Below are 20,940 nucleotides of genomic sequence, written 5' to 3'. Positions count from 1 at the left end.
GTTAATTATTTCCAGGGGATGGAAATGAACGAGCACAATGGCATCTTTGCCGGGACTGATCCGTTTGAAATCGCGGGTCGGTGGCTGGCTGAGGCGGAAAAGACCGAACCAAACGATCCGAACGCGATTGCATTGGCAACCGTGGATTCGGAAGGTTTGCCTAATGCAAGAATGGTTCTGCTGAAAGAAATCGAAAAAGACGCATTTGTCTTCTATACGAACTATAACAGCGCCAAGGCACAGGAACTGGACAGTGCCCATAAAGCGGCATTTGTGATGCACTGGAAATCTTTGCGGCGTCAAATTCGAGTTCGTGGTATAGTCAGCAAAGAAGACGGGCCTGGGGCAGACGCGTATTATGCCTCGCGCTCGCTTAAGAGCCGTCTGGGTGCCTGGGCCTCTCGCCAGTCGCAACCTCTGGAGAGCCGGGCATCTTTGATGGCCGAGGTGGCAAAGGTGACGGCAAAGTTGGGACCCAATCCGCCGCGCCCGGAATTCTGGGGAGGGTATCGGGTTTCACCTGTCGAAGTGGAATTCTGGGCTGATGGAGCCTTCAGGTTGCATGACAGGTTTCAATGGAAGAGGCGTAACGCCGATTCCGATTGGCAAGTGCAGAGGTTGAATCCGTGATGTTCGCGTACCGTGAAATGCAACTGATTGCTATTAATAGTTTTTTTCAGCTTGAATTTGCGAGTGAATATCATAAACAACAAACCCTTAACGGCTTGCCTATTATCGTAACGGGAAAACAGTGCCAGAAGATTTGAACAGCATGTATCGCGTCCATGGACACGTTAAATGGTTCGATCCCGCAAAGGGATACGGATTTGTTGTGTCCGACGATGGCGGTCCGGACATACTGTTGCATGTCAATGTGTTGCGCAATTTTGGTCAGAGCTCGGTCGCCGACGGTGCTGGTATCGAGATTATGACGCACAAAACTGATCGCGGTGTTCAGGCGGTCGAAGTGATCAGCGTTGATCCTCCCGTGCGGGCAGAAACAATGATGCTGGCCGACTTTGCGGAGCTTGATCCGACCGTGATCGGCAATGCTCCATTAGAGGCAGCGCGTGTCAAATGGTTCGACAAAGGCAAGGGATTCGGCTTCGCCAATGTCTTCGGAAGCAGCGAAGATGTGTTCTTGCACATTGAGGTTCTTCGCCGTTCAGGTCTTGCGGATCTGCAACCGGGAGAAGCCTTGGCCATGCGTGTGATTGACGGAAAGCGCGGACGGATGGCGGCACAGGTTCTTGCCTGGGAAGCGGCGCTGAACGCCTAGGTCTTAAAGAATGAGAACAGCATTATTCGTAGCGGCCCTGACATTTCTGATCAGTGGTGGCGCGCAAGCCGAATGCCGTTCTGACCGTGTCGAGTTGCGAAATGAACTTGCGCAGGTTCGATTTGATATCGAGTTGGCCGTTACCCCTCAGGAACGATCACGCGGGCTGATGTTTCGTGAGAATATGCCCAACCGCTCTGGCATGCTGTTCATCTTTGATCCACCGCAGCGGGTGGCGTTTTGGATGAAGAACACGCTGATCCCTTTGGACATGATCTTTACCGACAAAGCAGGAACCGTCACGCGCGTGCATGAGGGCGCGATCCCTGGCGATCTGACCCCGATCGAAGGCGGCGATTCGGTTTATGCCGTGCTTGAAATCAATGCGGGACTTGCCGCGCGCTATGGTATTCGACCAGGAACACAGATGCGCCACCAAGTTTTTTCGCAAGGTCCTGCAATTTGGCCCTGTTAGGGCTTTTCAAATCAGATCGGCGCGTTTAGGAAGGCGCACGGTCCGGGGCGTGGCGCAGTCTGGTAGCGCACCTGTTTTGGGTACAGGGGGTCGTAGGTTCGAATCCTGCCGCCCCGACCATTTCCACTCTTACACCGGCGTTCCGCCATAGTCGGTGTAGAGTCTGGAAAAATCCCTGTCCAATTCATCGCTTTCGATTGGAATCTTAAGTGTGCTTCCGCTTTTTTGGGGAATGATAAAAAACAATTCGGCATCCACACGGTAGCCTGCTTGATTCTTTGCTGAACTTAGCCGCGTCACGATCTTTGGCAGATTTTGAGAATATCCATCAAAATTGAGAATCAGATAGGCTGTCGCCTCGGGCGAGAGTATTTCGCGACATTCAAAACTGCTTGTCCCGGTTTTGACGAATTTATCGCCAGGGCCAGCGCAGTCTGTCTTGAAGGAATTGAACAGGTTCTGCGGGTACCCATCGAATTGAGCGCTACGAGACGCAGGCGGAACGTCCTGTGCTGTGCAGGACACGATTAAGCCCATAATAGTTAACAACGAAATCAAACGCATGTTGAATAGATTTCCCATCCAGAAATGTCGTGATTTACAAACTATGGCACGCGCCACGTTGCGGTGACGATGATTCTCTGAATATGTCCTTAATGTCGGACAGGTTGATCAATTTCCTCTAACTGTGGCGGAAAAAAAGAGAAATCACTCTGACGCATCGAGCGCAGATTGATTGGTATCCGGGGACAGGCCTGTGGAGGAATCGCGATCCGGCAAGAAACCGCCGGTTCGTCAGATCAGGTCAAGCTAAAAGATTCCAAAAATGACTGAAAAAGCCCGTTGACCATCTATGGGAATATACGTCAGATTGTATGGGCCGAAAGACGAGCCACTAAATCTGGTAGCAATAACCAGAAAAGGCATCGGACGAGGGACGGAATGCAAACCAGTATGACGTGAAACCGTATTTACGGTTCTGCGCTGTTATCGGCAGCGCTTGGTCCCTTGCGTCTCAATATTACGGCAGGGCGGGCGGCACACCGCGACATCAAGATTTTGTGCCGGGTACTAAAATTTGGACAGATCGTAGCTGGGGCAGCGGACATGAAAATTGAAAGAAAATTCACCAAACCTGGACAGGATGCATATGCCGATCTGGATTTTGTGTCCGCAACATCCGAGATTCGCAATCCCGACGGTACTATCGTTTTTCGTCTGGACGAAATCGAGGTTCCCGCAAAGTGGAGCCAGGTCGCCAGCGACGTTATCGCGCAAAAGTACTTCCGCAAGGCAGGTGTTCCGTCCAAGCTGAAGAAGGTTAAGGAAAAGGACGTTCCTGAATTCCTGTGGCGTTCGGTCCCCGCAGATGGCGCTGAATTTGATGGTGAGACGTCTTCGAAACAGGTGTTCGATCGCCTTGCAGGTGCTTGGGCCTATTGGGGTTGGAAGGGCGGCTATTTCTCGACCGAGGAAGACGCGCGCGCCTATTTCGACGAGATGCGCTATATGCTGGCGACCCAGCGTGCTGCACCGAACTCGCCGCAATGGTTCAACACGGGTCTGCACTGGGCCTATGGTATCGATGGCCCCGCGCAGGGGCACCATTATGTCGATTACAAAACCGGCAAGCTGACTAAATCGAAATCCGCCTATGAGCATCCGCAACCGCACGCGTGCTTTATCCAGTCAGTGGACGATGATCTGGTGAACGAAGGTGGCATTATGGATCTGTGGGTGCGTGAGGCGCGCCTGTTCAAATACGGCTCTGGTACCGGGACCAACTTCAGCCATCTGCGCGCAGAAGGCGAGGCGTTGTCGGGTGGCGGTAAATCCTCGGGCCTGATGGGCTTTCTCAAGATCGGCGACCGCGCCGCTGGCGCGATCAAATCAGGCGGGACAACCCGTCGGGCAGCAAAGATGGTGATCGTCGATGCAGATCACCCGGACATCGAGCAATTCATCGAATGGAAGGTGATCGAAGAGCAGAAGGTGGCCTCGATCGTTGCCGGATCAAAGATGCACGAGAAGATGCTGAATGGCATTTTCGAGGCCATCCGCAACTGGGACGGCGCGCAGGATGATGCGTATGATCCCAATAAGAATGACAGCCTGAAGAAAGCGGTTCGCGAGGCGAAAAAGGTTGCGATCCCCGAGACTTATATCAAGCGCGTGCTGGATTACGCCAAGCAGGGCCACGACAGCATCGAATTCCCGACCTATGACACGGACTGGGATTCGGAAGCCTATAGTTCGGTTTCTGGCCAGAACTCGAACAACTCGATCCGCGTGACCAACGCGTTTCTGACTGCCGTTGAGAAAGACGCCGATTGGGAACTGATCAACCGTACCGACGGCAAGGTTGCCCGCACCGTCAAAGCGCGCGATCTGTGGGAGAAGGTCGGCCACGCCGCTTGGGCCTGTGCCGATCCAGGCATTCAGTTTCACGACACAGTGAACGAATGGCACACATGCCCAAAAGATGGTGAGATTCGCGGATCGAATCCGTGCTCGGAGTACATGTTCCTCGATGACACGGCTTGCAACTTGGCGTCGATGAACTTGCTGACCTTCCTTAAGGATGGTGAGTTCCAGGCGGCGGATTACATGCACGCCTCGCGGCTGTGGACCCTGACGCTGGAAATCTCGGTGACGATGGCGCAATTCCCGTCGAAGGAAATCGCGCAGCTGTCCTATGACTTCCGCACTCTGGGTCTGGGTTATGCCAATATCGGCGGCCTGCTGATGAACATGGGCTACAGCTATGACTCGGATGAGGGTCGGGCGATCTGTGGCGCGCTGACTGCGATCATGACCGGTGTGGCTTATGCGACCTCGGCCGAGATCGCTGGTGAGCTGGGACCGTTCAAAGGGTATGAGCGTAACGCAGACCACATGCTGCGCGTCATTCGCAATCACCGCCGCGCGTCGCAGGGCGTGACCGAGGGGTATGAGAAGCTGGCGGTGAAGCCAGTGCCTCTGGACCATGGCAACTGCCCGGACAAGCGTCTGGTCGATCTGGCCATGTCGGCCTGGGATGAGGCGTTGAGCCTTGGTGAGAAGAACGGCTACCGCAACGCGCAGGCCACCGTGATCGCTCCCACCGGCACAATCGGTCTGGTGATGGATTGCGACACGACTGGAATCGAGCCCGATTTTGCGCTGGTCAAGTTCAAGAAGCTGGCCGGTGGTGGCTACTTCAAGATCATCAACCGCTCGGTGCCTTCGGCGCTGGAAAAGCTGGGCTATTCCTCGGCTCAGATCGAAGAGATCGTGGGTTACGCAGTCGGTCACGGCACCATCGGCAATGCGCCGGGGATCAACCATACCTCGCTGACCGGCCATGGTTTTGGGCCCAACGAGTTGGCGAAAGTGGATGCTGCACTGGAAAGCGCCTTTGATATCCGGTTCGTGTTCAACCAGTGGACCTTGGGCGAGGATTTCTGCACCGGCGTTCTGGGCATCCCGGCGACCAAGCTGAATGACCCGACCTTCGACCTGCTGCGTCATCTGGGCTTTACCAAGGCAGATATCGACGCGGCCAACGACCATGTGTGCGGAACCATGACGCTGGAAGGCGCGCCGCATCTGAAGGAAGAGCACTATTCGATCTTCGACTGCGCCAACCCGTGCGGTAAGAAAGGCAAGCGTTTCCTTGGGGTTGATAGCCACATCACCATGATGGCGGCAGCGCAGAGCTTCATCTCGGGCGCGATCTCGAAAACGATCAACATGCCGAATGACGCGACCATCGAGGATTGCCAGAAGGCTTATGAACTCAGCTGGTCGTTGGGTGTGAAGGCGAACGCACTCTATCGTGACGGCTCGAAACTGTCTCAGCCTCTGGCCGCGGCACTGGTTGAGGACGACGACGAAGCAGCAGAAGTGCTGGAAAGCGGTTCGACGCAGGAAAAAGCCGTCGTTCTGGCCGAGAAGGTAATCGAGAAGGTCGTGGTCAAGGAAATGATCCGCAGCCATCGCGAGAAACTGCCGCATCGCCGCAAAGGTTATACCCAAAAGGCGATCGTTGGCGGCCACAAGGTCTATCTGCGCACCGGTGAGTTCGAAGACGGCAAGCTGGGTGAGATTTTCATCGACATGCACAAGGAAGGTGCTGGCTTCCGAGCGATGATGAACAACTTTGCCATCGCCGTGTCAGTCGGTCTGCAATACGGCGTGCCGCTGGAGGAGTTTGTCGACGCCTTCACCTTCACCAAGTTCGAACCGGCGGGAATGGTTCAGGGCAACGACTCGATCAAGAACGCGACGTCGATCCTGGATTACATATTCCGCGAACTGGCCGTGTCCTATCTGGACCGCACCGATCTGGCACATGTGAAACCCGAAGGCGCAACCTTCGATGATTTGGGTAGGGGCGAAGAAGACGGTCTTTCGAATGTTTCAGAAATCAGTGAAACTGCGGCGACCAAGTCATTGGAAGTGTTGAAACAAATCAGCTCGACTGGCTATCTGCGTAAGCGTCTGCCACAGGATCTGATGGTCTTCAACGGCGGTCAAGCCGACGTGACCGGTAGGGCCGAAACCGCAGCGACATTCGAAGCACCTGCTGAGACGGCGGTTGCGACCGGAATGGACGCTCGCACCAAGGCCAAGATGCAAGGATACGAGGGTGATCCTTGCGGTGAATGTGGAAACTACACGCTGGTGCGCAACGGTACCTGCATGAAGTGCAACACCTGCGGCGCGACAAGCGGGTGTAGCTGAGAAATTGAAAGTTGGGGATCAGTGCTGCAACACCGATCCCCGGCTGATCTCGCAAACGGTTAGCGCGCTGCGAGATAAACCAAATCCGGCCCAAGTAGGGTCGACAGATGAAAGGAAGACAGATCGGTATTTGGTGATCAATAGCGTGCTTGGAAATACAGAGTTGTCCCGAGACTTACCAACAAGAAATCGCGACCGCCTGTGAATAAGGAGCCTGCGAAATGGCAAAAAATACCGGAGACGGATATCGCCGAGGCGCTGTGACTGGACGCACTCAGTTTCAGCGAGACGATGGAAATTGGCAAAAGCGTGACGAACGTACTGGCCAATTTATGCCCGTGAAGGACGATGGCAAACCCTACAAAGGTGTCGCCAAGGAACCTGATGGGCGAGACACTCCCAACGCTTAGTTGGGATGGTTTTAGCGCCTCGGCAACCCGGGGTGCAGGGGTCGGATAGCTGCCACAGGTACCGACCCCGACGAATACGGAGCAAGGCGCTGAGACTTACCATCGATGCCTTGGTCCACTCGGCCGACATGCCCGTGTTGGCCGGGAACAGGGTGGGGCGGAATATTTGCTCCCTCCCACTCTCTCACGGGGCGGGTGCGCTCGTCCCATGCGCAGTCCAGGCCGCAGGCAAAAAAACACCGGGCGGTCAACGAAATGAGCCTGGAAGGCGAAACTGACAGGGGGCTTCGGCCCCCTTTCTTTTTTCAAGTGCGAGTCGGTTTTTGAGCAGGGGATTGCCAGATTATCTTGCCCGGGTCGGGCAAGAGTTGCCGAAACCTGTGTGGGCCATTTTGCCCGGCAAACCTCCGCAGATGCGACTCGGACAAACACGCAGAGATTGGCTCGAATGGAGCAAAATCAATCTGAGCGGGTGACTTGTCCTTTGGGTGGCTTTCTTTTGGCGCTCGTCCGGACACAAACACTTAAGAAAACTCACTCAGGAGGCAAATATGAAACCGCAGAAATTGGCCGTAATCTCGGCGCTGGCCCTTGGACTGCCGACATTGGCGTTGGCCCAGAACGCGGCTGACACCAACGGCGATGGCGTGCTGACAATCGACGAGGTTCAGGCCGTTGTGCCAGAAGTTGACGCCGAGGGTTTCGCGCAGATGGACGCAAACGGCGACGGCGCGCTTGATCAGGATGAGATCACAATCGCCCAACAGGCAGGACTGTTGCCGCCCTCCAACGGTTGATCCACTTAGAAAAATGGCGGCCCGATTTATTCGGGCCGCTTATATTTCAGTAGGTTACGCAGGCAAGTGAATGTTAAACCTGTCGCGGAGTTCGGCATCCAGCAGAGGATCAAATCTGGCCGGCGATGGCACCGCCAGAATCTCATCTTTCCGTTTCACCGCTTTCTCGATCAGATCAGGTTTTCCAAGTTCAACCCATTCTTTTGGAGACGAACGGTCGCCAAAGGTTGGATAGACATAGTCCGCCTGCATACGGCCCAGTGTCGCATCTGTCCCTAGATAGTGACCGGGGCCGCCCATGCAGACCTCGGCCATCTGATCCAGCGCCAGAGTTTCATCCGACACTTCAATTCCTCGTACGCAGCGCTGCGCTTGTCCGATCAGATCGTCGCTTAGAATTAAGCTCTCATGGCAGAAGCCCAGCAGTGAGGCGTGCATGCCTGCGGCCTCATAAACCATATTCAGGCCCGAAAGTCCGGCCATGACGTTCGAGCACATCTGTTCCCAACCGGCCTGCATATCAGGCAGTTTCGCGTCCGATGCTCCCGCGGCGGCTCCGCCAGGCAGGTCATAGAAATGGTGCATCTGGGCACAACCAGCGGTTAGCAGGGCTTGTTCCCCAGAGCCGATAGACATTGCACCGGTGCGCAGATCCAACCCAAAGGGCCAGGTGCCAAAAATCGCAGGCGCACCGGGCTTTACGGCGTTTACATAAACCAAACCGGCCAGACATTCAGCCGTGGCTTGCGCTATCGCCCCGGCAACTGTCGAGGGCGCTGTGGCTCCGGCCATGCCGGCGGACAGCAGCAGAACCGGCATGCCAGCCTTGATGCATTCCTCCATCACCTCGCAGCTTTCGGTGGCGAATTTCATCGGTGGAACAACAAAACAGTTGGAGTTGGACATGAAAGGCCGTTCGCGCCACTTGTCCTCTCCGCCTGCAATCATGTGCAGCATTTCGATCGCGGGCGCGACATGGCTGGGTTCAGTGAAAGACGTGCCGATGTGTTTGAACGTACCGGAAGTGGTGGCGTAGACCGTGTTCAGGTCCATCTCGAGGTTGTCCGCAATATCGCGACACACCATAGGACGTTGAACAAAGTGAATGTTTTCAAGCTGTTCACAGATGCGGGATGCATCGTGGAGATCCTGAAGGGTCGAATCACGATATTCCTGCCCGTGCACATCGACCATGCTGACCGCCGCCCCGGCCGTTCCATAGTGAACCCGGTTTCCCGACAGCTCCAGATCGGACTTTCCATCCCGGCTGTACAGCATGACTGAATGATTTGCTTTGGCGATAGTGTCTTCGACCAATGCACGCGGGAAGCGGATGCGGCCATCGTCGCCTAGGGAACAACCGGCGGCCACCAGATAATCGATCCCGCTTTGTGGCGCATCGGCAAGTCCGATAGTTTCCAGCGCGGTCAATGCGGCCTCATGGATACGCTCAATCTGGTGCTGAGTCAGTACCTTCAGCGTTCCACCCTCCATGCCGGGTCGAATAGGGCGCAAATGCTCTGGCAGTGCCGAGGCGCGGGCTGCACGGCGTGCAGCGCGGCCACCGCTACGGGATGAGTTTCGGGTTTGTTCGTTCATTTTGGAATCCGGTCGAAGAAATGCGTATTGGGTTGAGTGAACTCAGACCGCTGCTGGTCGCCCTCGTGCCGCACGTCCGCGATCCGCTCCGATGGTGCGGCTGACCAGACGTATTTTCCAAACTTCGTTGTGCATTGTGTTCCAATCTAACTGAGCTCATAGTTTCAACGCTCAGCGTCACAATCTGTTCTGTTTGCGACCTGCAAATGAATTTCCATGCAAAAATTTCACCGGCGATGGGAACAGGTTAAATTAATACACAGAAATGTTTTTTTTCCGTTACGCTAAAAATCTGTTAACCTATCCCTAGTTAATTTTGAGACAACTGTTGGTTTGAATTAGAAGTTCGGTGCGGATTGTCCTTCTGTTGGATATCGCCACATTCTTTTATGGACCGCTTCTGGTTTATTGGAGGGCTTGATGAAGTCAACGATTGCCGCACTCGTCATCGCGCTGTTCGCAGGTGTCGGGCCGGTATTGTCGGAAGATTGGACCGGAGCATATGCAGGTTTCAGTTTCGGCTATGCGGATGTTGACGGATCAGGCAATGTTGGCGGAAGCGATGTCGGTTTTGGCCCTGTGATCGGATACGACTACGATTTCGGAAATTTCGTGTTGGGTGGTGAACTCGAATACAACTGGCTCAACCTTGATCTTGGCCAGTCGGAAGGCAGTTTAGACAGCATGTCGCGTTTGAAATTACGTGGGGGCTACGATTTCGGCTCTGCACTGGGATACGTCGTCGTCGGCGCAGCGCGGGCTAGCACATCGGGCGATAGCGACACGGCAGCAGTATACGGCATCGGTGTGGCTTATCCTCTGGGTGATCGCTTCGTGATCAGCGGCGAGGCGTTGAGACAGGATTTTGAGAATGTTCCTCAGTCAGGTGGGAAGCTTGACGCAAACGTCTTCAACCTGCGCACTACATTCCGCTTTTAACAAACGCTTTGGGTAGGTTGAATAAACCACTTCGCGCTCTTCAAAACCACCAATCAGATACGATTGGTTAAGGTTGCTTGAACTTTCTTGGGGAGCGACGTGCGTATGATATCGTAGGATGATTCAAGGCGGTGGCGCATTTCTTCAGATTCTGTTGACCAGGGCAGACGAACCCAACTGCGATGGAAGTATGGGGACTTGATCCCAACTCCAGCATCGATCAGCATTTGGGCTGTCTTAATGTCAGGTGTCTTGACTGACACCCCATCCCCGACTGAGCCGACGCAGGCGAACATCTTGCCGCCCACTTTCCAGGCGTCGTGACCTCCGCCCCAAGGATCGGAAAGCTCGGCCCCGGGCAGTTCAGCGCAAATGGAATTGACGTATTCACGGCTCATGAGAGGCAGTGTGCCGATACGGTTGGTAAAACTCAAGACTTGGCTCAGCGTAGAACTCGTGCTACCCACGGCGCATGAACCAGAAAACCTGCATCATTATTTGCTGCATTACCTGCTGATTTAACAAGCGGGCCGGTTTCTTTCGTTTTCATCCCTGAGACAAGTTGCTAAGCCCGCGCCAACGCGTGACGAACATGCTGTTTCAGGAGCACGACCCGATGACGACGATCAAACTGCACAACACAAGGACACGGACGAAAGAGGATTTCGTGCCGATCGATCCAAGCAATGTGCGGATGTATGTCTGTGGTCCGACGGTTTATGACCGCGCCCATCTTGGGAATGCGCGGCCCGTGGTGGTGTTCGACGTGCTCTATCGTTTGCTGCGGCACGCTTATGGTGCGGATCACGTGACCTATGTGCGCAATTTCACCGATGTGGACGACAAGATCAACGCCACTGCTTTGGCGCGCAAACAGGCCGGAGCAGAAGGTACGCTGGAGCAGTTGGTTCAGGAGCGCTCGGACGAGACCATAGGCTGGTACTTGCATGATATGGGCGCGCTTGGGGCGATGGAGCCGAATGCAATGCCGCGCGCCACGGAATATATCGCGCAGATGGTCGCAATGATTGAGGACCTGATTGCCAAAGGGCATGCCTATGCTGCCGAGAGTCATGTCCTGTTTGCGGTGGACAGTTGGAAAGAAGACTATGGTAGGCTGTCTGGCCGCTCGGTCGATGACATGATTGCCGGTGCGCGGGTTGAAGTCGCGCCTTACAAGAAAAACCCGATGGATTTCGTGCTGTGGAAGCCTTCGACCGATGAGTTGCCTGGCTGGGACAGTCCTTGGGGACGCGGGCGTCCGGGTTGGCATATTGAATGCTCGGCTATGAGCTATGAGCTGTTGGGCGAGAGCTTTGATATTCATGGCGGCGGCAACGATCTGATGTTCCCGCATCATGAAAATGAGATTGCTCAGAGCAAATGCGCCCATCCGCATGGTGAATTCGCCCGCGTTTGGATGCATAATGAGATGCTGCAGGTCGAGGGCAAGAAGATGTCCAAGTCGCTGGGCAATTTCTTCACCGTGCATGATCTGTTGGAGCAAGGTGTGCCTGGTGAAGTGATCCGGTTTGTATTCCTTCAGACACATTATCGTAAGCCAATGGACTGGACCGAGAAGAAGGCGCGTGAGGCCGAGGCGACGTTACGCAAGTGGCGGGCGCTGACGGCGGGCATCGAGCCCGCAACCACCGCGACACCTGCAGTCATCGATGCGCTTGCGGATGATTTGAACACGGCAGGTGCCATTGCGGAACTTCATCGGCTCGCGGCCGAGGGAGAGGCCGCATTACTGTTGGCAAGTGCTCAGGTGGTCGGGCTGTTGGTCGACGAGATGGGTTCTTGGGCAGAATGTGCTTCGATCGACCTATCTTCCCACGCCGAAAAACTTGCCCATGCGAGGGCGTTTGCGATGCAGAGCAAGGATTTCTCTGAGGTTGATCGTCTTAAGGCAGCATATATCGCTGCAGGGCTTGAGGTTCGGATGAGCAAGGATGGTGTGGAGTTGGTACCCGGCGCCGGGTTCGATGCCACCAAGCTGGAGGGGGTCGAATGACCAAGGAACGCCTTTATCTCTACGACACCACCTTGCGCGACGGGCAGCAGACGCAGGGCGTACAGTTCTCGACTGCCGAGAAGGTTCAGATCGCGCAGGCATTGGATGGGCTTGGTCTCGACTATATCGAAGGGGGTTGGCCTGGGGCGAACCCGACCGACAGTGCGTTTTTTGAGAGTGTTCCCAAGACCTCGGCCCGTATGACCGCGTTTGGGATGACCAAACGCTCTGGTCGGTCGGCAGAGAATGATGACGTTTTGGCGGCCGTCATGAATGCCGGAACGCCAGCCGTTTGTCTGGTGGGAAAGTCACATGATTACCATGTGACTCATGCGCTAGGCATCTCGTTGGAGGAAAACACTGAGAACGTAAGGGCTTCGGTCGCGCATATCGTGGCGCAGGGGCGTGAGGCCTTGTTCGATGCCGAACATTTCTTTGATGGCTATAAGGACAACCCGGAATATGCGGTTGAGGTCTGTCGTGCAGCGCTTGACGCCGGTGCACGGTGGGTCGTCTTGTGCGATACCAATGGCGGCGCGTTGCCCGCCGAGGTCGGGCGGATCGTGTCTGAGGTGATTGCGGCCGGTCTGCCGGGGGACCGATTGGGCATTCACACCCACAATGATACCGAAAACGCAGTGGCCTGTTCTCTGGCTGCCGTCGACGCGGGTGCGCGGCAGATTCAGGGCACTCTGAACGGGTTGGGAGAGCGTTGCGGCAACGCCAACCTGACCGCTTTGATTCCGACACTGATGATGAAAGAACCCTATGCTTCACGCTATGAGGTTAACGTGAAGCCCGAGGCTTTGGCTGGGCTGACCCGGATCAGCCGCATGTTGGATGACATCCTGAACCGCGTGCCCAGCAAGCAGAGCGCCTATGTCGGCGCGTCGGCGTTCGCACATAAGGCCGGGCTGCATGCCAGCGCGATCCTCAAGGATCCGACGACCTATGAGCATATCGATCCTGCAAGCGTCGGCAATGCGCGCATCATTCCGATGTCGAACCAGGCTGGGCAATCGAATCTGCGCAAACGTCTGACCGATGCGGGATTGGCCGTTGAAGCGGGTGATCCGGCATTGGGACACATCCTTGAGCGAATCAAACTGCGCGAGGCCGAGGGCTATTCCTATGACACCGCGCAGGCCAGTTTCGAGCTGTTGGCGCGGGATGAGCTGGGGCAGTTGCCCGAGTTCTTTGAGGTCAAGCGCTACAAGGTGACCGTTGAGCGCCGCAAGAATAAATACAACAAGATGGTCAGCCTGTCAGAGGCGGTTGTTGTTGTGAAAGTGGATGGCGAGAAGAAGCTATCGGTCAGTGAGTCGCTGGATGAAAGCGGCAGTGATCGCGGCCCGGTGAACGCGCTCGCCAAAGCTCTGGCCAAGGATTTGGGGCATTATTCGCAGATACTTTCGGATATGCGGCTGGTCGACTTCAAGGTGCGCATCACTCAAGGTGGGACCGAGGCGGTGACCCGCGTGATCATCGATAGCGAAGACGGACAGGGACGGCGCTGGTCCACTGTCGGTGTCAGCGCGAACATAATCGATGCCTCGTTCGAGGCGCTATTGGACGCGATCCAGTGGAAACTGGTGAACGATTGCGCCCCGCAGTCCGCGGCAGCCGAATAAGGTGGAGTTCGACGACGACATCAAGGCTTGTGCAGAACTGGTGCATCGGGCCGATCCTGATCGCTTTATGGCGGCCATGGCCGCACCGGTCGAGGCACGGGCTGTCCTGTTCCCGATCTATGCGCTGAACGTCGAAGTGGCCCGCGCCCCGTGGGTGACACAGGAGAGCATGATCGCTGAGATGCGGCTGCAATGGTGGCGCGATGCCTTGCAGGAAGTTGCCGAAGGTCCATCCGTTCGTCGGCACGAAGTTGTCACGCCGTTGTCGCGTATTCTCTCACCGCATCTGGCGGCGCAATTGGATGAATATGTCGCCGTAAGGCGTTGGGATATATACCGCGATCCGTTTGAGGATGAGGAGCATTTTGACTCCTATATCGACCACAGCGCCGGATCGTTGATGGTGGTGTCGGCGCAGGTTTTGGGTGCGTCGGATGAGACTGTTCTTCGAAATTTTGGTTATGCGGCCGGGATTGCGAATTGGATGCGTGCTATTCCCGAGCTCGAGTCGCGAGGTCGTATCCCATTGTTAGACGGCACACAGGATGGTGTTCGGGCTTTGGCGCAGAAAGCGTTGGACCGGCTGGCGCGTGCGCGATCTGCACGTGGCGAAATATCGGCGGCAGCACGGCCTGCACTCTTTGCAGGGTGGCAGACAGAATGGGTGCTGCAGGCGGCCTTGGAACGGCCAGAACGTGTGGCTGCGGGTGCCTTAGCGCAAGGCGAAATTCGCCGTCGGTTCTCCTTGATGAAGACAGCCGCGACAGGGCGCTGGTAAGTCAGGCCGTTTGAGGGTCTGACGGCCTTAGCACCAGCCACAACAGCGCGCCTCCTGCCAGTGTCAGCAGCGGGATCATTGCTAAATTCACGGCTGTCCAGCCCTCGACCGCTGAGCCGCCCGAGCAATTCATCAGCCCACCCGACGCCAACGACGCAAAGGTGACGCCGCCAAAGACCATAAGGTCGTTCAGGCCCTGCATCCGCCCGCGCTCGTGCACTTCGTGCGAGTCGGCGAGCATGCTGGTGGCGCCGATGAAACCAAAGTTCCAGCCGATGCCCAGCAGGATGAGGGCGACGAAAAAGTTACCCAGATCTACACCCTGCAGGGCAACAAGGCCCGCGCCGCCGAGGATGGCCAGACCGAGGGCCACGATCTTTTCAACGCCAAATCTTGTAATTAGGTGGCCGGTGAAAAAGCTGGGGATATACATCGCCAGTACGTGGCTGGTTACGATATCTGCCGCATCGCCTTCAGTATATCCGCATCCGACAACGGCCAAAGGTGTCGATGTCATCACAAGGTTCATCAACGCGTAGGAGACCATCGCGCAGATGATCGCCACAGCGATGCGCGGGGTTTTCAGCAGCTCCAGCCGCGTGCGGCCCTTGGGTTCATCCTCGGTGGGCTTGGGTGGAGTGGGAATATCAAGAAAGAAGAAAAGGGCAGAACCCAGTACGTTGATTGCAATCACAGCCAAATAAGTGCCCAGAAACGGGATCACATAGGCTTGCGAGGTCAGTTTTACGATCTGTGGGCCAATGATGGCCGCCGCGAGCCCCCCGGCCATGACGTAAGAAATTGCCTTGGGCCGGAACGCATCAGAAGCGGTGTCGGCTGCCGCAAAGCGATAGAAGCCATGTGCGCTCATATAGATGCCGGTCAGGAAGCTGCCAACAAGGAACACAGGGAATGAGCCGAGATAGAGGCCGTAAGCCCCAATAATGCCACCGGTAGCACCCGCTGTGGAGCCTACAAGGAACCCTGCGCGGCGTCCCCAGCGTTGCATGATGGCCGAGATCGGCGTGGCCGCCAGCATCGAACCCAGAACGATCAGTGAAATCGGTAGCGTCGCGAGGCAGGCGTTGCTGGCCAACGATTGCCCGGCCAATCCGCCGACAATGAACATGATCGGCATCTGCGCACCCAAGATCGCCTGGGCCGCCACCAGAACGGCGACGTTTCGTTTGGCCTGACTGTCGTCGGGGGTGGCAGTGATCATTGTCATGGGCGAATGGTTATCTACGATTGAGACTAGGCACAAGCGGCTTGCATATGCGGCACATCCGCCTAACGTGCGGACGAGGATCACTTATCGGAGAGCGCATGTCCGTCGGACGCATCATCGAAACCCCGGACTGCGTGAGTGAAGGGGCCGAATGGCTGGCAGGGACCTGCCCCCGTATGGCCTATGCGATGGAGCAAACCGGCCCTCTGCCGCTCAGGCGCAAGCCTGACGGGTTTGCCCAACTGCTCAGCGCCATTGTCAGCCAACAGGTCAGCGTGGCCTCGGCAAACGCGATCTGGAAGCGGTTGCAGGACGCAAAACTGACCGGCCCGCGCAAGATCATTTGGGCCACGGATGATGATCTGCGGGCGGTGGGTCTCAGCCGTCAGAAAATCCGTTATGCCCGAGCCTTGGCCGAAGCGCGGATCGACTACAAAGCACTTCGTGATGCCCCGGATGACGAGGTGGTCGCAATTCTGACCGAGGTACCGGGAATCGGTGTCTGGACCGCCGAGATTTATGCCATGTTTTCGCTTGGTCGCGCTGACGTGATTGCGCCGGGTGATCTGGCGTTGCAGGAAGCGGCTCGAATTCTTTACGACCTGCCAGAACGACCAAAAGACAAAGAGTTACGCCAGATGGCTGAAGCATGGTCGCCCTGGCGATCGGTTGCGGCCCGGGTGCTGTGGGCCTATTACCGGGTCGCAAAAGACAGAGAAGGGATCAGATGACACGAGTTTTGAATGCGCTCCGAAAAGAGCCGGTTTCGGGGGATACACGCTCGGTCGTTGTGTTCGTTCATGGTTATGGCGCCAATGGGGCTGACCTTTTGGGGCTGGCCGATCCGCTGGGGGAACATTTGCCGGATACGCTTTTCGTGTCACCCGACGCGCCGGAACAGATCCCAGGTATGCCCAATGGGTTTCAATGGTTTCCGATTCCGTGGATTGATGGCTCGTCCGAAGAAGAGGCCCGCCGTGGTATGGAAATGGCCGTCGAGGATTTCAACGCGTTCCTCGACGCGCTGATGGTTGACGAGGATGTCCTGCCCGAACAGGTTGTGCTATTCGGTTTCAGCCAGGGTACGATGATGAGCCTGTATGTCGCCCCGCGCCGTGAAGATCCTGTGGCCGGAATTGTCGCGTTCTCGGGTCGGTTGTTGGAACCTGACTTGTTGCCGGACGAAACCGTCAGTCGGATGCCGGTGCTGCTGGTGCATGGCGATGCCGATGATGTGGTGCCGCCGCAATCGCTGCCTGAGGCGGCTGAGGCGTTGCAGGCCGCTGGTTTCAAGGAGGTCTACGCCCATGTGATGAAAGGCACCGGCCACGGGATCGCTCCGGATGGCTTGAGTGTTGCACTGGCCTTCATGCGGGATAAGCTCAGCCTCTGATCTCTGGGCGTCTACTAAAGGAGCATTTGATGCTGATCGTGACAGGTATTGTGGAAGTTGCCGAAGCAGGCGTCGAAAAAGCCTCGGTTGCTGCGCAGAAAATGGTCGCGGAAACCCTGAAAGAGCCAGGATGCATGATCTATGAGTTCAGCCAAGTTCTGGGCCATGCGAGCCGGTTTCGGGTTTATGAAGAGTGGCAGGATCAGACTGCGCTGGAAGCCCACTTTGCGACCCCGCATATGGCCGCGTTTCAGGCTGAATTGGGTGAGGTCGGCGTGACCTCAAGCGAGATCTACCGCGTGATCGGAGGCGAAAAGCAGCCGCTGCGCTAGCCGGTCAGTCCCACAACCAACCTTCTGAGAACTCGACCGAATTGCCCGCCGGGTCTCGCACATACAGCGACAAGGCCCCATTGGGCCAGTCAAATTCGGCGTCGATAGGGATGTTCCAGTCCAACAGGTGCTTGCGCATCACTGCGATCTCGTCGCGGGTGAGGACAAGACATACGTGACCGGGGCCGCGAGCGCCATGTGGTGGGACCGGAAGTTCCGGGTTGCTCGGCGGTTTCTCGGTCTCGTCGGCAATGAACAACAACAGGACTGACCCGCCGATCCGATAGAAGACATGGCGGTTGTTTGCGCGCTGAATCTTTTCGAGGCCCAGTATTTGACCGTAGAAATCCTCGGCCGCGTCTAGATCGTCGACATAAAGTGCGGCTTCAAGGATCGCCGACGGGGCAGGAATGTCTGGTGTGACTTTCATGCCGTAAGTATATCACATCACGCAGTTTTTGTCATCGACGCGGACGTCGGTCGCGTTTGCGTGCTGGCGCTGCACTTATTGAAGGCATCGGCAGGCTATCCCACTGACCGGGGTCAAGGCCGTCCAAAAACCAGTCGCCGATCCGTGCACGGATCAGGCGCAGGGTTGGATGCCCGACTGCTGCGGTCATCCGGCGAACCTGACGATTGCGACCCTCGCGTATGGTCAGTTCGACCCAACTGTCCGGTACGGTCTGGCGGGCGCGTATTGGCGGGTTTCGCGGCCATAAGCCTTCGGGCTCGTCAATCAGACGGGCCTTGGCAGGGCGTGTCAGCCCGTCCTTTAGCTCAACCCCATCGCGCAGTGCCTTCAGCACGGTCCCATCCGGGATACCCTCGACCTGAACCCAGTAGGTCTTGGCCATCTTGTGCTTGGGATCGGATATCTGTGCTTGCAACTTCCCATTGTCGGTCAGCAGCATCAAACCCTCGCTGTCCCGATCCAAACGCCCGGCAGGATAGACGCCGGGCAGATCGATGAAATCCGACAGCGTGTTGCGAGGTGAATCCACATTGGCGCGGTCTGTGAACTGCGGCAACACATCATAAGGTTTGTTAAAGCGGATAAACCAAGACATGCCCCCGCCATACCGCCCAGACCACGGCAGCGCAACCTGTGGATAAATGTTACCTAACTGTTACGGAATCAGCCTAAGCATTACTCGAGATGTTGTGTAAAATCGGGACTTGTCAGAGTTTTAACACGATATATAGTTAAGTTAAGGCCGGGGCGGGTGTTCCCCGCTCTGATGTCACAAACGGGCAGTACAGAGCGAGGAGCGATTCTGTTATGGACGGAGACTTCAGGACCGAATTTGTCAGGGAACCCGGTGCGCTAAAGCATCATCCGGCATTGGTTCTGAACGCCGATTATCGCCCGCTGTCGTATTACCCGTTATCCCTGTGGCCCTGGCAAGAGGCGATCAAGGCGGCCTGGTTGGACAGGGTGGATATTGTGGCCGAGTACGACGAGGTCGTCCGAAGCCCGAGCACCGAAATTCGAATACCTTCGGTTGTTGTCCTGAAAGATTATGTAAAACCCAGAAAGCGCGTGGCCTTCACGCGCTTTAATTTATTTTTGAGGGACGAATTCAAATGCCAGTACTGCGGAAGCCGCGGAGAACTGACCTTCGATCACGTCGTCCCGCGCGCTGCCGGAGGTGTGACCAGTTGGCAGAACGTCGTGGCAGCCTGCAGCCCATGCAATCTGCGTAAGGGGTCAAAGTCGCTTCGGCAGGCCAGAATGTCTCTGAGCAAACCGCCGCGTCAGCCGGGCGCTGAAGCTCTTAGAAATATTGGCCGTAAGTTTCCACCTAACCATCTGCATGATAGCTGGATTGATTTTCTATACTGGGATGCCGAATTGGATCAGCAATAACACCTAACGCACGCGCCAAGCTGCGATCCAGACCAGGACCAGACCCGCCGAGATCAATCCATTCCATCCGGCCATTGATATCCCGAACATTTCCCATGGAATTTCATCACAGCGCGCTAATGGGGCGGACATGATCTGGTTCATCAGCTCTTCGGCGCTGAGGCCTCCAATATCACCAGAAGTGCATGTTGATGGGCCTTCCCACCAGCCTTGTTCGACACCCGCATGATAGAATCCAACCCCTGCGGTTGTGGCTGCCGCAAGGGCTCCCAACAGGGGCAATGGTCGAATGCCCGGAAAGGCGAAAGCAAGCACACCCAGAACGATCGCCGCGCCGTGCGGATAGCGTTGCCAGATGCACATTTTGCACGGCGCCAACCCGCCGATGTATTGAAATCCCCAAGCACCTAGCAATAGGGCGGCCGAACCTGTGGTTGCAATAAGTATGAGCGTTTTCTTGGTCATAGGTATTTCACAATAAGGAAGCCACCAAACAGCAGCACGATGAACAAGGTGAACATCAGACCCAACCGCTTTTCGATGAAATCGCGGATTGGCTCACCAAATTTCCACAGCAGTCCGGCAACAAGGAAGAACCGCAATGCGCGTGCCAGAATCGAAGTGGCAATGAAAGTCCCCAGCGGCATCCCGGTCCAACCGGACATGATTGTGATGACCTTATAGGGGAACGGAGTTACCCCGGCTGCGAGCACGGCCCAGAAACCGAAATCGTTGAAGCGGGTGTTAAATTCTTCCATCGCGTGGGCCTTGCCCATGGCTTCGAGAATTGGCTGCCCGAGGCTCTCGTAGAAGAATGCCCCGATGGCGTAACCCAGCATTCCGCCCAGCACAGATGCCACCAAGGCAACGGTGGCGATCAGCCAGGCGCGCGATGGTCTCGCGATGATCATCGGAATCATCAGGACGTCGGGTGGGATCGGAAAGAAAGAACTTTCAACAAAGGCCACAATGGCCAGCGCCCACAGCGCATGAGGATGTTCGGCCAGACGAAGGGTCCAGTCATAAAGTGGTCGTAACATAAAGAACTGTTGTCCTGATAACTGTTGTTGCAAGGCAAACCACGCACCTGCCTGACCGTCAACCTCCGTCGCCGAAACAATCGATGCTCTGGTTGTTTTTTGCCTCTGGACCTTCCTGCGCATGAGCGCTAATCCATTGTTCGTGGCCCAAGTGGCGGAATGGTAGACGCAGGGGATTCAAAATCCCCCGGTAGTGATACCGTGCCGGTTCGAGTCCGGCCTTGGGTACCAAAGTAAAAACAGTAGGTTAGGGGAACCGGCCTGCTGTTTTTTCTTTTTGGCGATTTTGTTTTGTCACAGAGAAACCTCGCAATCCTGCGCTAGTCGGTAAATTGGCGATATCAAGATAAATTATTCGGTGATCGAATAGACGTTCAGAAAAATTGAATCTTTTGAGTATTCTGTAAATATCTTATTTGTTTGGTATTCG

General features: G+C 56.0%; 22 protein-coding genes and 2 tRNA genes. 16 read left to right on the top strand and 8 right to left on the bottom strand.

The window, feature by feature from the left end:
• The first annotated feature begins 24 nt into the window (after positions 1–24).
• The 4 genes from pdxH to ACR0DU_RS03640 all read left to right on the top strand — a co-directional run bounded on the left by pdxH (position 25) and on the right by ACR0DU_RS03640 (position 1,874).
• The gene (pdxH, locus tag ACR0DU_RS03655) at positions 25–630 is read left to right on the top strand and encodes a pyridoxamine 5'-phosphate oxidase (RefSeq protein ID WP_010440273.1); all 606 of its coding nucleotides are present in this window, start codon (positions 25–27) and stop codon (positions 628–630) included.
• 121 nt (positions 631–751) lie between these two features.
• Positions 752–1,279, top strand: a complete 528-nt coding sequence (locus ACR0DU_RS03650; RefSeq protein WP_029621826.1) for a cold-shock protein — start codon at positions 752–754, stop codon at positions 1,277–1,279.
• A gap of 10 nt (positions 1,280–1,289) precedes the next feature.
• On the top strand, positions 1,290–1,754 hold the full coding sequence (locus ACR0DU_RS03645) for a DUF192 domain-containing protein (RefSeq protein WP_319547241.1): 465 nt from the start codon (positions 1,290–1,292) through the stop codon (positions 1,752–1,754).
• A 43-nt stretch (positions 1,755–1,797) separates the two neighbouring features.
• Positions 1,798–1,874 (top strand) — tRNA-Pro (locus ACR0DU_RS03640).
• Positions 1,875–1,883: 9 nt separating this feature from the next.
• On the opposite strand, the gene ACR0DU_RS03635 is transcribed toward ACR0DU_RS03640, so the two are convergent.
• Positions 1,884–2,318, bottom strand: a complete 435-nt coding sequence (locus ACR0DU_RS03635; protein ID WP_480872520.1) for a hypothetical protein — start codon at positions 2,316–2,318, stop codon at positions 1,884–1,886.
• 543 nt (positions 2,319–2,861) lie between these two features.
• On the opposite strand from ACR0DU_RS03635, the gene ACR0DU_RS03630 reads away from it, so the two are divergent.
• The 3 genes from ACR0DU_RS03630 (at position 2,862) to ACR0DU_RS03620 (ending at position 7,686) form a co-directional block, all read left to right on the top strand.
• A complete protein-coding gene (locus tag ACR0DU_RS03630) occupies positions 2,862–6,479 on the top strand; it encodes a vitamin B12-dependent ribonucleotide reductase (protein WP_480872518.1) in 3,618 nt (1,205 codons plus the stop codon).
• A gap of 221 nt (positions 6,480–6,700) precedes the next feature.
• On the top strand, positions 6,701–6,889 hold the full coding sequence (locus ACR0DU_RS03625; protein ID WP_480872516.1) for a hypothetical protein: 189 nt from the start codon (positions 6,701–6,703) through the stop codon (positions 6,887–6,889).
• Between the two features lie 551 nt (positions 6,890–7,440).
• On the top strand, positions 7,441–7,686 hold the full coding sequence (locus tag ACR0DU_RS03620) for an EF-hand domain-containing protein (protein WP_170539906.1): 246 nt from the start codon (positions 7,441–7,443) through the stop codon (positions 7,684–7,686).
• A 54-nt stretch (positions 7,687–7,740) separates the two neighbouring features.
• Here the strand turns inward: ACR0DU_RS03620 and ACR0DU_RS03615 are convergent, their stop codons facing one another.
• Positions 7,741–9,285 carry a trimethylamine methyltransferase family protein gene (locus tag ACR0DU_RS03615; RefSeq protein ID WP_480872514.1) on the bottom strand — a complete coding sequence of 515 codons (1,545 nt, stop codon included), beginning with the start codon at positions 9,283–9,285 and terminating at the stop codon, positions 7,741–7,743.
• Between the two features lie 420 nt (positions 9,286–9,705).
• On the opposite strand from ACR0DU_RS03615, the gene ACR0DU_RS03610 reads away from it, so the two are divergent.
• A complete protein-coding gene (locus ACR0DU_RS03610) occupies positions 9,706–10,224 on the top strand; it encodes an outer membrane protein (protein ID WP_480872512.1) in 519 nt (172 codons plus the stop codon).
• Positions 10,225–10,277: 53 nt separating this feature from the next.
• On the opposite strand, the gene ACR0DU_RS03605 is transcribed toward ACR0DU_RS03610, so the two are convergent.
• Positions 10,278–10,622 carry an MmcQ/YjbR family DNA-binding protein gene (locus ACR0DU_RS03605; RefSeq protein WP_480872744.1) on the bottom strand — a complete coding sequence of 115 codons (345 nt, stop codon included), beginning with the start codon at positions 10,620–10,622 and terminating at the stop codon, positions 10,278–10,280.
• A gap of 218 nt (positions 10,623–10,840) precedes the next feature.
• Between ACR0DU_RS03605 and cysS the strand changes: the two genes are divergently transcribed.
• The 3 genes from cysS to ACR0DU_RS03590 are packed head-to-tail and all read left to right on the top strand — an operon-like array spanning position 10,841 to position 14,650.
• A complete protein-coding gene (cysS, locus tag ACR0DU_RS03600; RefSeq protein ID WP_480872511.1) occupies positions 10,841–12,241 on the top strand; it encodes a cysteine--tRNA ligase in 1,401 nt (466 codons plus the stop codon).
• Positions 12,238–13,872 (top strand): citramalate synthase, encoded by a 1,635-nt coding sequence (gene cimA / locus ACR0DU_RS03595; RefSeq protein ID WP_480872509.1) that lies wholly within the window; start codon positions 12,238–12,240, stop codon positions 13,870–13,872. The genes cysS and cimA overlap by 4 nt, the downstream gene beginning before the upstream one ends.
• 1 nt (position 13,873) lies before the next feature.
• Positions 13,874–14,650: a squalene/phytoene synthase family protein gene (locus tag ACR0DU_RS03590; protein ID WP_480872508.1), complete on the top strand. Its 777-nt coding sequence runs from the start codon at positions 13,874–13,876 to the stop codon at positions 14,648–14,650.
• 1 nt (position 14,651) lies between these two features.
• Here the strand turns inward: ACR0DU_RS03590 and ACR0DU_RS03585 are convergent, their stop codons facing one another.
• The gene (locus ACR0DU_RS03585) at positions 14,652–15,878 is read right to left on the bottom strand and encodes an MFS transporter (protein ID WP_170778499.1); all 1,227 of its coding nucleotides are present in this window, start codon (positions 15,876–15,878) and stop codon (positions 14,652–14,654) included.
• A 98-nt stretch (positions 15,879–15,976) separates the two neighbouring features.
• Between ACR0DU_RS03585 and ACR0DU_RS03580 the strand changes: the two genes are divergently transcribed.
• Genes ACR0DU_RS03580 through ACR0DU_RS03570 form a run of 3 tightly spaced genes read left to right on the top strand, consistent with a single transcriptional unit; the run spans position 15,977 to position 17,603 of the window.
• Complete coding sequence (locus tag ACR0DU_RS03580) at positions 15,977–16,609, top strand: DNA-3-methyladenine glycosylase 2 family protein (RefSeq protein ID WP_170778500.1); 633 nt, start codon at positions 15,977–15,979, stop codon at positions 16,607–16,609.
• The gene (locus ACR0DU_RS03575) at positions 16,606–17,271 is read left to right on the top strand and encodes an alpha/beta hydrolase (protein WP_010440258.1); all 666 of its coding nucleotides are present in this window, start codon (positions 16,606–16,608) and stop codon (positions 17,269–17,271) included. The genes ACR0DU_RS03580 and ACR0DU_RS03575 overlap by 4 nt, the downstream gene beginning before the upstream one ends.
• A gap of 29 nt (positions 17,272–17,300) precedes the next feature.
• Positions 17,301–17,603 carry a putative quinol monooxygenase gene (locus ACR0DU_RS03570; RefSeq protein ID WP_480872505.1) on the top strand — a complete coding sequence of 101 codons (303 nt, stop codon included), beginning with the start codon at positions 17,301–17,303 and terminating at the stop codon, positions 17,601–17,603.
• Positions 17,604–17,607: 4 nt separating this feature from the next.
• On the opposite strand, the gene ACR0DU_RS03565 is transcribed toward ACR0DU_RS03570, so the two are convergent.
• Positions 17,608–18,033, bottom strand: a complete 426-nt coding sequence (locus ACR0DU_RS03565) for a VOC family protein (protein ID WP_480872504.1) — start codon at positions 18,031–18,033, stop codon at positions 17,608–17,610.
• 31 nt (positions 18,034–18,064) lie between these two features.
• Positions 18,065–18,670, bottom strand: coding sequence for a pseudouridine synthase (locus tag ACR0DU_RS03560; protein WP_480872503.1), 606 nt, complete (start codon positions 18,668–18,670; stop codon positions 18,065–18,067).
• Between the two features lie 212 nt (positions 18,671–18,882).
• On the opposite strand from ACR0DU_RS03560, the gene ACR0DU_RS03555 reads away from it, so the two are divergent.
• Positions 18,883–19,470, top strand: a complete 588-nt coding sequence (locus ACR0DU_RS03555; RefSeq protein WP_480872502.1) for an HNH endonuclease — start codon at positions 18,883–18,885, stop codon at positions 19,468–19,470.
• A 3-nt stretch (positions 19,471–19,473) separates the two neighbouring features.
• Here ACR0DU_RS03555 and ACR0DU_RS03550 read toward each other — a convergent pair whose 3' ends face one another.
• Together ACR0DU_RS03550 and ACR0DU_RS03545 are read right to left on the bottom strand one after the other, a co-directional pair.
• Positions 19,474–19,935, bottom strand: coding sequence for a disulfide bond formation protein B (locus tag ACR0DU_RS03550; RefSeq protein WP_480454947.1), 462 nt, complete (start codon positions 19,933–19,935; stop codon positions 19,474–19,476).
• Positions 19,932–20,510: a YqaA family protein gene (locus tag ACR0DU_RS03545; protein ID WP_029621823.1), complete on the bottom strand. Its 579-nt coding sequence runs from the start codon at positions 20,508–20,510 to the stop codon at positions 19,932–19,934. The genes ACR0DU_RS03550 and ACR0DU_RS03545 overlap by 4 nt, the downstream gene beginning before the upstream one ends.
• Positions 20,511–20,655: 145 nt before the next feature.
• Between ACR0DU_RS03545 and ACR0DU_RS03540 the strand changes: the two genes are divergently transcribed.
• Positions 20,656–20,741 (top strand) — tRNA-Leu (locus tag ACR0DU_RS03540).
• The last annotated feature ends 199 nt before the right edge of the window (positions 20,742–20,940 follow it).

The organism is Ruegeria sp. G2 (assembly GCF_056533505.1).
This window is presented reverse-complemented; position numbering and strand designations above follow the sequence as displayed.

Bases quoted from the DNA above. Each gene is read 5' to 3' on its own strand.
- pdxH (WP_010440273.1), top strand. From the start codon at position 25: ATGAACGAGCACAATGGCATCTTTGCCGGGACTGATCCGTTTGAAATC.
- ACR0DU_RS03645 (WP_319547241.1), top strand. From the start codon at position 1,290: ATGAGAACAGCATTATTCGTAGCGGCCCTGACATTTCTGATCAGTGGT.
- ACR0DU_RS03635 (WP_480872520.1), bottom strand. From the start codon at position 2,318: ATGCGTTTGATTTCGTTGTTAACTATTATGGGCTTAATCGTGTCCTGC.
- ACR0DU_RS03630 (WP_480872518.1), top strand. From the start codon at position 2,862: ATGAAAATTGAAAGAAAATTCACCAAACCTGGACAGGATGCATATGCC.
- ACR0DU_RS03625 (WP_480872516.1), top strand. From the start codon at position 6,701: ATGGCAAAAAATACCGGAGACGGATATCGCCGAGGCGCTGTGACTGGA.
- ACR0DU_RS03620 (WP_170539906.1), top strand. From the start codon at position 7,441: ATGAAACCGCAGAAATTGGCCGTAATCTCGGCGCTGGCCCTTGGACTG.
- ACR0DU_RS03615 (WP_480872514.1), bottom strand. From the start codon at position 9,285: ATGAACGAACAAACCCGAAACTCATCCCGTAGCGGTGGCCGCGCTGCA.
- ACR0DU_RS03610 (WP_480872512.1), top strand. From the start codon at position 9,706: ATGAAGTCAACGATTGCCGCACTCGTCATCGCGCTGTTCGCAGGTGTC.
- ACR0DU_RS03605 (WP_480872744.1), bottom strand. From the start codon at position 10,622: ATGAGCCGTGAATACGTCAATTCCATTTGCGCTGAACTGCCCGGGGCC.
- cysS (WP_480872511.1), top strand. From the start codon at position 10,841: ATGACGACGATCAAACTGCACAACACAAGGACACGGACGAAAGAGGAT.
- cimA (WP_480872509.1), top strand. From the start codon at position 12,238: ATGACCAAGGAACGCCTTTATCTCTACGACACCACCTTGCGCGACGGG.
- ACR0DU_RS03585 (WP_170778499.1), bottom strand. From the start codon at position 15,878: ATGACAATGATCACTGCCACCCCCGACGACAGTCAGGCCAAACGAAAC.
- ACR0DU_RS03580 (WP_170778500.1), top strand. From the start codon at position 15,977: ATGTCCGTCGGACGCATCATCGAAACCCCGGACTGCGTGAGTGAAGGG.
- ACR0DU_RS03575 (WP_010440258.1), top strand. From the start codon at position 16,606: ATGACACGAGTTTTGAATGCGCTCCGAAAAGAGCCGGTTTCGGGGGAT.
- ACR0DU_RS03570 (WP_480872505.1), top strand. From the start codon at position 17,301: ATGCTGATCGTGACAGGTATTGTGGAAGTTGCCGAAGCAGGCGTCGAA.
- ACR0DU_RS03565 (WP_480872504.1), bottom strand. From the start codon at position 18,033: ATGAAAGTCACACCAGACATTCCTGCCCCGTCGGCGATCCTTGAAGCC.
- ACR0DU_RS03560 (WP_480872503.1), bottom strand. From the start codon at position 18,670: ATGTCTTGGTTTATCCGCTTTAACAAACCTTATGATGTGTTGCCGCAG.
- ACR0DU_RS03555 (WP_480872502.1), top strand. From the start codon at position 18,883: ATGGACGGAGACTTCAGGACCGAATTTGTCAGGGAACCCGGTGCGCTA.
- ACR0DU_RS03550 (WP_480454947.1), bottom strand. From the start codon at position 19,935: ATGACCAAGAAAACGCTCATACTTATTGCAACCACAGGTTCGGCCGCC.
- ACR0DU_RS03545 (WP_029621823.1), bottom strand. From the start codon at position 20,510: ATGTTACGACCACTTTATGACTGGACCCTTCGTCTGGCCGAACATCCT.